Annotated in this window: 7 protein-coding genes; 2 read left to right on the forward strand and 5 right to left on the reverse strand. The window is 70.9% G+C overall.

The window, feature by feature from the left end; translation table 11 throughout:
* Positions 1–36 precede the first annotated feature (36 nt).
* Both ABEA87_RS34305 and ABEA87_RS34310 read right to left on the reverse strand, forming a co-directional pair.
* On the reverse strand, positions 37–1,551 hold the full coding sequence (locus tag ABEA87_RS34305; RefSeq protein WP_345636829.1) for a CehA/McbA family metallohydrolase: 1,515 nt from the start codon (positions 1,549–1,551) through the stop codon (positions 37–39).
* 236 nt (positions 1,552–1,787) lie between these two features.
* A complete protein-coding gene (locus ABEA87_RS34310; RefSeq protein ID WP_345636831.1) occupies positions 1,788–2,036 on the reverse strand; it encodes a hypothetical protein in 249 nt (82 codons plus the stop codon).
* A gap of 679 nt (positions 2,037–2,715) precedes the next feature.
* Here ABEA87_RS34310 and ABEA87_RS34315 point away from each other — a divergent pair.
* Both ABEA87_RS34315 and asnB read left to right on the forward strand, forming a co-directional pair.
* Positions 2,716–3,606, forward strand: a complete 891-nt coding sequence (locus tag ABEA87_RS34315) for a hypothetical protein (RefSeq protein WP_345636833.1) — start codon at positions 2,716–2,718, stop codon at positions 3,604–3,606.
* Between the two features lie 134 nt (positions 3,607–3,740).
* Positions 3,741–5,600 (forward strand): asparagine synthase (glutamine-hydrolyzing), encoded by a 1,860-nt coding sequence (gene asnB, locus ABEA87_RS34320; RefSeq protein WP_345636834.1) that lies wholly within the window; start codon positions 3,741–3,743, stop codon positions 5,598–5,600.
* A 61-nt stretch (positions 5,601–5,661) separates the two neighbouring features.
* On the opposite strand, the gene ABEA87_RS34325 is transcribed toward asnB, so the two are convergent.
* From ABEA87_RS34325 to ABEA87_RS34335, 3 genes are all read right to left on the reverse strand, one after another.
* Positions 5,662–7,107, reverse strand: coding sequence for an arylsulfatase (locus ABEA87_RS34325; protein ID WP_345636836.1), 1,446 nt, complete (start codon positions 7,105–7,107; stop codon positions 5,662–5,664).
* Between the two features lie 5 nt (positions 7,108–7,112).
* The gene (locus ABEA87_RS34330) at positions 7,113–8,504 is read right to left on the reverse strand and encodes an NADH-ubiquinone oxidoreductase-F iron-sulfur binding region domain-containing protein (protein WP_345637000.1); all 1,392 of its coding nucleotides are present in this window, start codon (positions 8,502–8,504) and stop codon (positions 7,113–7,115) included.
* Positions 8,505–8,641: 137 nt separating this feature from the next.
* Positions 8,642–9,021: hypothetical protein (locus tag ABEA87_RS34335; RefSeq protein WP_345636838.1), on the reverse strand; the 380-nt coding region annotated here is incomplete at its 5' end.

The following is a 9,021-nucleotide window of genomic DNA, read 5'->3' on the forward strand; positions in this document are numbered from 1 at the left end:
GATGGCGGCGCGCGCGGTCGGAGCCCGGCCCAGGGCTCAGGACTTGCCGAGGAAGATCGGGTTCGTCATCGCCACCATGGCGTTGGGCTCGTTGGTGTTGATCCCGCCGGACGGGCGCCGGACCTCGCACCGCACCCACCGGCTGTAGCGGGGGTCGGTGGTCCAGCTGACCGTGGCGGCACCCGAGTCCGGGACCGTCTCGCTGTGCTCGACCCCGAGCTGGTCCAGGATCGACACCGTCGTACCCGGTACCCCGCCGACCGTGGCGGTGACGGTCACCGGCACGCCGATGTCGACGCCGAGCCGTTCGCCGATGCCGGCGGTCTTCGTACCGGCCGACGCGGTGAAGGTCAGATTCACCGTCGAGGACTCCGCCAGCCAGGAGCGACCGGCCTTCAGCCCGGCGAGCAGGTCCTTCTGCCGCAGGCTGTCGGCGAGCACCACGGTGTGCGGCAGGGCCACGATCTGGTCCGGGTTGTGCGCGTCCGAGTCACCGATGGCCGGGATCCAGCGGCCGCTGCGCAGCAGCCCGTCCCAGTGGTCGACGGTCTGCTGGTCGTCGGCGGTCCACGGGCCGTTCCAGATCTCGACGAGGTCGGCGACCTCGTACGCGAACTCGTAGGTGCACCCGAAGCAGTTGGCGAACGGGTGCGCGGCGGTCACCAGCCCGCCGACCTTGTGTACCTGGTCGACGAAGCGCTGGAAGTCCTTCGGGTCGGAGGCGCGGTAGCGCCAGTCGATCCAGGTACCCGCCGGCAGGCCGATCGCCGGCCAGTGCCCAGAGCGGGTGGTGACCTCCTCACCGTTGAGGATCAGCAGGTCGTCGGTTGCCTCGTCGCCCCACTGCAGCTGGGAGCTGGAGGTGTTGTGGTCGGTGGAGACCATGAAGTCCAGGCCCGCTGTGCGCGCGTCGGCGACCAACTGCTCCGGGGTACGCCTGCCGTCGGAGTGCACGGTGTGCAGGTGGCAGTCGCCGCGGTACCACGCCTTGCCGCGCTGCTTGGCGGGGGCGGTGGTCGGCGCCGGGTTGGGCTTGAACGGCTTGCCCTCCGGCCCGAAGGTGAGGGTGATCTGGACCTGGTAGTTCAGGCCCTGCGGGGCGACCGTGTAGGGCCCGAGGATCACGTGCCAGGTGCCCGGCTTGATCGGCCCGGGGAGGTAGCCCGGGGTGGCCTCCGAGGCGCTGATCGAGAAGCTGGTCCGGAAGCCGCCCGACCAGCCGCGGAACCCGCGCGTGTTGCCCAGCTGGATGCCCTCGGGGCCGAACATGCCGATGTCGCAGGCGTTGCCGCGGGTGCCGGCGGGTACGGTGGGCTTGTCGTAGGAGTACGAGACATCGATCCGGCTGACGCCCTTGGGCACCTCGACCGGGATGTAGAACCAGTCCGAGATGCTCGGCGGGAAGGTCCCGGTGACCGTCTTGGTCTGCTGGGACGTGCCGCCGGCCGGAGCGCCGAACGCGACACCGGGCAGCAGGTTCACGGCCGCGCCGGCGGCCACGGCCCCTCCGGCGAGGAGCAGACCGCGCCGGGTCAGGTCGCCTTGAGACATGCGCACCTCCGCATAAGCGATTGTCGCGACCGAGATTAGGGGCGACGAGCGTACGCGGAGCCACCGTCGGGTGAACATTGATGATCAGTACTCGCCACGGCCGTCGATGTCGCGCCCGAGCGCGTTCCGGCCACTCGGGCCGGCCGCGACGGCGACGACATCGGCGACCATGGGCGGGCGGATGGTGCGAGGGGTGGGCGCGATGGCCCAGTTCGGACGGCGCGTCGAGGCGACGACTATCGCCGCTTCACCTTGCCGAGATACTTGAACGCGTTGATCACGTCTTTGCTGATGCCTATCGCGTTGGCGATGATGCCGGTGAACGCCGACGCGTTCTTCAGGTTGCCATTTCCGTCGAAACCGTGTGCGTTGTGGTGATCCTCGTGCACGTCGACCAGCAGGGTCTTGCGCGTCCCGTCCGGTTCTATCACCTCAACGTGGTATTCGTGATAGTTGTCCATCCTCACTCCCATCTCGCTGGACACGGCCCGATTCGATTTCGGCTGTTATTGGCGCCGCCGGCAGCCCCATATCAGGGATACCGGGTGGGTCGGGTAAAGTGCGGGTCATCAGATGGTATCGGTCTGGATTGATCGATTGAAATGGTGGCGAACGTCGCTCAGTGCGATTACGGATCAAGTCAGACGGCGGGTTTGCCCACGTCAGGGCGCTGATTCTCGTTGTCCATCAGTTAATTCGACACGACTTTCGAGCCGTCTGTTCATCGGTTCCCGGTCGCAATCTGTGTGCGCGCGGGCCGGTGTTTCCACCCGGATACACGATCGACCCGCGCGCGCCGGCGCACCGCCCACGGGCCCGGTCCGTGCCGGCGTCGTCGAATGTCCATACGGCCGATCGAATTCGCTGTCCGGCCGCCGCCGCCCACCGGCCGTCCAGGTCGGCTGACGCGCCGGTGACGAATTCGATCGGGCCGGCGAACCGGGCGGACGAGAACCGGTGCCGAATGGGCCCCGACGAAGAGTTCGACGGCTGCGGCGTCCGCTTGGCGCGGTCGGAATTCCGCCAGAAGGTTCGACCGTACGGTTGCCGACGACAACCGTCGCGGCAAATACGATTCGTACGCGCCCGGCATTCGCGGGCCCACGGCACGTTGTCACGAGGACGTTGTCACGAGGACGTTGTCACTAGGCAATGGAGGCGACGGTGGGCGGACCGAAAGACTCCACAGGCTCCACAACGGGAACACTGGAACCGGGCGGGGGCGCCGACCACCTGGAGAAGGCGCTCGGCCATTTGCGAATGCCGCGCCGGTGGCGCAGCCCCCTGGTCATCGGCGGCGCGCTGTGCGTGCTCGTCGGCTACTTCGGCCCGTGGTGGCAGTTCGTCTACTCCCCACCGGCCGCGTTCGCGAAGGCACACCCGGCGGTGCCACCGCCGAACGTGGTGTACGACCAGTTCTACAGCGGCCTGTCCATCATGTGGTACAACTCCGGCCTCAACGGCCAGAACACCAACTACACCCTGGTGCGCGCGAGCGCCGGGCTGCTCGGTGCCGGGGTGGTCCTGTTGCTGCTCGGCCTCATCTCCGCCGCCGCGTCGCTGAGCGGCCACCCGGTCCGCAATGTCGTCCGGCACGTCCTGAGCTGGCTGTTGCACGCCGGCGGCGTGGCGCTCACGCTGTGGCTCACGGTCTCCCACGCCGTCAACGGCGCCTCCCTGCGCAACGCCCGCGCCCAGTTCGCCGCCGACTACGGCGGCACCGCGACGTCCCGCCAGGCGTCGCAGTACCTGCACATCCACTACCAGTGGGGCTTTGTCGTGATGCTGCTCGGGTTCGCCATGTCGCTGGCGATCTACACCCGCGAGCGGCGGCTGTCCGAGGCGGAGTTCGGCACCCGCTCACGGCTGTACCGCGCAACCGCGACCTGGTTCGGCAAGCTGGGCGACCTGGTCGCCTCGGCCCTGTTCATGCTGGTCATCATCGCGGTATCCGTGGTCGCGGCGGTGTATCTGTTCCAGTGGATCCACCGCGCCATTCCCTTCGGGCACGCTGTCACACCCACCCCCACACCCGATCCATCGGCCCATCGCTGAACGCGACCCGCGCCCTTCGAAGTCACTCCACGGGCCGGTGGCGTTCCGGTCGGTGGCCTGGTATGCATAGAAGGCGGTGATATCGACAACGGTAGTGTTTTCGTGTTCACGCTAGCGATCTGCGGGGAGCCCTCATGTGTGGTGTCGTCGGATGGGTGGACTTCGACCGGAGCCTCGCGGGGGAGCGGGCGAACATCCTGGCGATGACTGGCACGATGGCGTTACGAGGGCCCGACGCCGAGGGCGTGTGGGTGGCTGAGCACGCCGCGCTCGGCCACCGCCGGCTGGCCGTCATCGACCTGGTCGGGGGAGCGCAGCCGATGACCGCGGACCGCGACGGTAGCGCCGCGGCGGTGATCACCTACAGCGGCGAGGTCTACAACTACCAGGAGCTGCGCACCGAGCTGGCCGGGCGCGGCCACCAGTTCCGGACCCGCAGCGACACCGAGGTCGTGCTGCGGGCATACCTGGAGTGGGGTGACGCGTTCGTCGAACGGCTCAACGGCATGTTCGCGTTCGGTCTGTGGGACATCGCGAGGCAGCGCCTGGTGCTGGCCCGCGACCGGATGGGCGTCAAGCCGCTGTATTACTACGGCACGCCGGCCGGAGTCGTCTTCGGTTCCGAGCCGAAGGCCGTGCTGGCGCATCCGACCGTGCCGACCGAGGTGGACGCGGACGGCTTGCGGGCCGCGATGACCCTGGTCAAGACGCCCGGTGACAGTCTCTACCGGGGCGTGCGCGAGCTGCGCCCCGGACACCTCGTGGTGGTCGACCGCGCCGGCCGGCACGAGCGGGCATACTGGCGGCTGCCGACCCGTGAGCACACCGACGACCTCGACACCACCGTCGGTACGGTCCGCGAGCTACTGCGCGACATCATGACCAGGCAGATGGTCGCCGACGTGCCGGTCGGCACCCTGCTGTCCGGCGGGCTCGACTCCTCCGTGGTCACCGCGCTGGCCGCGGCCGCGCCGTCCGAGCGCGGCGACCCGGTGCGCTCGTTCGCCGTGGACTTCGTGGGGCAGACCGAGAACTTCCTGCCGGAGGAGATGCGGGACACGCCGGACGGGCCGTTCGCGCGCGCCGCCGCCGAGTTCGTGCACACCGATCACCGCGAGGTCATGCTGGACGTGGCCACGATGCTGGACCCGCTGCACCAGACGAGCGCGATGATGGCCATGGACGGACCGTCGCCGATGGGCGACATGATGACCTCGGCGTACCTGCTGTTCGGCGCGGTACGGGAGGGTTCGACCGTGGCGCTGTCGGGCGAGTCGGCCGACGAGGTGTTCGGCGGGTACGGGTGGTTCCACGACCCGGAGGCCGTGGCCAGTCCCACGTACCCCTGGCTCGCCTGGCTCCACCGGTCCACCGGCGACGCCAACCCGGCCAGCGACCTGCTCGAACCCGACCTGGCGAAGCTGCTCGACCTGCCCGGCTACGAATCCGACACGTACCACGCCGCGATCGCCGAGGTGGAGCACCTGCCGGGCGTCGATCCGGGGGAGCGGCGGATGCGGGAGGTCTTCTACCTGCACCTGACCCGATGGGTGCAGGTGCTGTTGGATCGCAAGGACCGGCTGAGCATGGCGCACGGCCTGGAGGTGCGGGTGCCGTTCTGCGACCACCGGCTCGTCGAGTACGTGTACAACACGCCCTGGTCGATGAAGACCTACGACGGCAAGGAGAAGAGTCTGCTCCGCGGTGCCGCCGCCGGCCTGCTGCCCGAGTCGGTGCTGCAGCGCAAGAAGAGCCCGTACCCGTCGACCCAGGACCCCCGGTACGGGCAGATGCTGCGGGACCAGGCGAACGCGATCCTCGCCGACCGTAACTCCCCGGTCGTGGGGCTGCTCAACGTTCCGCGGATCCGGCAGTTGCTCGAGACCCCGCTGGAGAGCAGTGGATTCGGGCCGAACCGGCGCCGCGTGGAGCTGCTGATCAGCCTGAACGACTGGCTGCGCCGGTACCCGATCCGGCTGCGGCTGGACAGCTGACCACCCCAGGAGCGGCCGGCCCGGCCCCGGGCCGGCGGAGCGGCGGCGCCGGGAGCGCCGCTCAGGGGTTCGCGGGGATGGTGAGCACCGGCGCTCGGCCCGGTACCAGCCGGCCGTCCCGCACGTAGCCCTCCGGCCGTCCGGACAGCTCGCCGACCAACCGGCCACGCCACAGCTCGACGGCCTCGGCGTGGCCGGGCCGGGCGGCCAGGTTCACCGTCTCGGCCGGATCCTCGTCGAGGTCGAACAGCTGTTCGTGCCCGGAGCCGGACAGCCACACGTACTTGGTGTGGCCGTCGGTCACGAACTGCAGCGACTGGTCGAGCAGGGTGTGCTCACCGTGCAGCCAGCCCCGCCAGTCCGGATCGTCGCCGCCACGGGCCAGGCCGAGGACGCTGCGACCCTCCACATTGGAGGGTATCGGCACGCCGGCACAGTCGAGCAGCGTGGGCATCACGTCGCGCAGTTCGACCACCTCGTCGCGGACCGTGCCGGCGGCGATGCCGGAGCCGGGCGGGCCGGTCAGCAGGAACGGGATGCGCGTCGACCCCTCGTACGGGAAGCCCTTGCGGAACAGGTGGTGCTCGCCGAGCATCTCGCCGTGGTCGGACACGAAGGCCACGTAGGTGTCCTTCGCCAGCCCGAACTCGGCCAGCGCCTCGAGGAAGCGGTTGATCTGCTGGTCGAGGTGGGTCATGTGGCCGTAGTAGCCGGCCCGGGCGCGGTGCAGCGTGCGGGAATCCATCCGCGCGACCCACGCCTCGGGGTTGTGGTCGTCGCGGTACTGGGCGAACTCCTCCCACCAGTCGCCCACCACGGGCCGGTACGGGGGCGCGTCGAGGTACGTGTCGAACGCCCACCCGGGCGGGTCGTACGGCGGGTGCGGCCGGTGGAACGACAGGTAGAGGAAGAACGGCGCGGTCGGGTCCCGCCGGTACAGCCATGAGATGGCCTCGGTGACCAACCAGTTGGTCGGGTGCAGGGCCTCCTCGCGGGGCCAGGGCCGGGCCGGCACCGAGTTGCAGCCGATGCCGTGCTCGGTGTAGTCGGCCACCGCCGAGGCGGACGCCTGCGACCGCAGCCAGGGCAGGTAGTCGTCGATCTCCTCGAACGGGCGCGACCGTCGCCTGGCCTGGTGCAGGTACCCGTCGTGCAGGATCACGTTGTCGAAGCCGATCCGGGCCCGCTCGGGGTAGACGTGCAGCTTGCCGATCGCCTGAGTCTGGTACCCGGCGCCGCGCAGCACCCCCGGCAGCGTGACCTCGTGCTCGAACGGCATCCCGTCGAGGTACCCGACCCGGCGGTGGCTGCGCTGGCCGAGGCCGGTCATCAGGCCGGTGCGCGCCGGTACGCAGGTCGGGGTGGCCGAGTACGCGTGCCGGAACCGGGCGCCCCGGGAGGCGAGCCGGTCCAGGTACGGGGTGCGCACCACGGGGTGGTCGTCGATGGACAGGCAGTCCCCACGCCACTGGTCGACGCAGATGAGCAGGATGTTAGGGGTGTTCATGAGGGTCAGTGCCGGGACTTTCCGCGGTTGGGCTTCTTGGTTCCGTCCGTCAGCCTAAGCGCCAGCGCCGGGCACATGTTCACCGCCTTGCGCGCGTCGGTCTCCAGCCACGCCGGCACGGGGGTGTCCGGGAACGACGGGTACCCGTTGCCGTCCAGCCGGATCAGCTCCGGCACGATGTGCGCGCACAGGCCGTGGCCGTCGCAGCGGGCCCAGTCGACCGCCAGCCGGTGGCCGGTCGTCGCCTCGGCCGGCGGCAGCGGCAGGACGTTCTTGGTGGGCTGCCCGCACCCGTCGTGCAGGATGTGCGCCGCGACATCCTCGGTGAACGTCTCCAGGGCGGACAGCGCGAACCGGGCCGTACCGTCCGGGTGGCTGCACGCACCCCGGCCCCGTACCCCGCCGGCCGCGGCCCGGATCGCGTCGACCGATCCGCTGCCGCCGCTGCCGTCGGCCAGGGAGGCCACCGCGCGGGCGACGTCGGGCAGCCCGAGCCGGCACGGCCCGCACTGCCCGGCCGACTGCCCGGCGAGGTAGTGGGTGACCCGGGTGACCTCGGCCAGCGGGCAGGTACCCGCGCCGAGCGGCAGGATGATGCCGGCGCCGAGGGTACCGCCGACCGAGTTCAGGCTCGACCAGGAGATCTCCGCCCGGTCGGCCGCCGCGGGGCCTATCCACTTGCCGTGGAAGCCGCCCATCAGCACGCCGGGGCCGACCTCGGCGTCGCACAGGTCCAGCACGGCCATCAGCGGCACGCCGACGGCGGCCTCGACCACGGCCGGGTACTTCGCCGAGCCGCCGATCGACAGCAGCGTGGTGCCCGGCTCCGTGGCGGTGCCCGCCGACGCGTACCCCCGGGGCCCGAGCCGGGCCGCGATCGCCAGTTGGGAGAAGGTCTCGGCGTTGGACAGCAGGGTCGGCAGGCCGCCCACCCCGGAGTCGCTGGCCCGCTGTTTGCGCCCGGGCGGGATGGGGATCTCGCCGTTGATGCCGCGCACCAGCGCGCCGCCCTCGCCGGAGATGAACCGGTGCGGCATGGTGACCATCCGGGTCGGCGCCGGCATGCGCCGCTCGGCCAGGGCGCGCATCAGCGACTCCCCACCGATGCCGTCGTCGGCCACGCCGATGACTATCTCGCTGGCGCGCAGCGCTCGGGCCGCCACGGCAGCACCGTCCAGGATCAGGTGCGGCGCCCGGGTGAGCAGCACCTTGTCCTTCCAACTCGCCGGCTCGCCCTCGGTGGCGTTGACCACCACGACGGTGTCGGCGAGCCGGCGGCGCGCGGAGTCGACCACCGCGCGCACCTTGCGGGCGAACGGGAAGCCGGCGCCGCCCCGGCCCTGCAGATGGATGCGCTCCGCCAGGTCGATCAGCTCGTCGATGGACAGCGGCCGCATCGGCCCGTGCACGCTCTGGTGCGCCCGCAGGTCGAGGCGGCGGAAATGCTCGAACCCCGCGGTGAGCCGGGCCGGACCCGCGCGCAGCACGGCGGGTACGCCCGGGACGGCGGTGCTGAGGGCGACGGCGGAGCTGGTCACCTCAGCACGTCACCCCTCATGTGCGCCCAGAACTCCTCGTCGGAGATGTCCGGCGCGGGCTTGCCGGACTCGGCCGGGGCGGCGGCGCTCGGGCCGGCCGGAAGCTCCGCCAGCGACCGCCGGCGGCGCTTGGGCGGCTCGGCGGGTTCGGTGGTGATCAGGTCGTCCACGGGGGTGCGGGGGCGGCGCACCGGCCGGTCCGGCTCGCCGTGCGGCGAGGCGTCGGCGCGGCCCTGCCCGGGATGGTCATCCTGCCGACGCCCGTCGGCGATGCTGTCCTGCCGACGCCCGTCGGCGATGCTGTCCTGCCGACGCCCGTCGGCGATGCTGTCCTGCCGACGCCCGTCGGCGATGCTGTCCTGCCGACGCCCGTCGG

It is taken from the genome of Rugosimonospora acidiphila (assembly GCF_039543385.1).
Classification (GTDB): Bacteria; Actinomycetota; Actinomycetes; order Mycobacteriales; family Micromonosporaceae; genus Rugosimonospora; species Rugosimonospora acidiphila.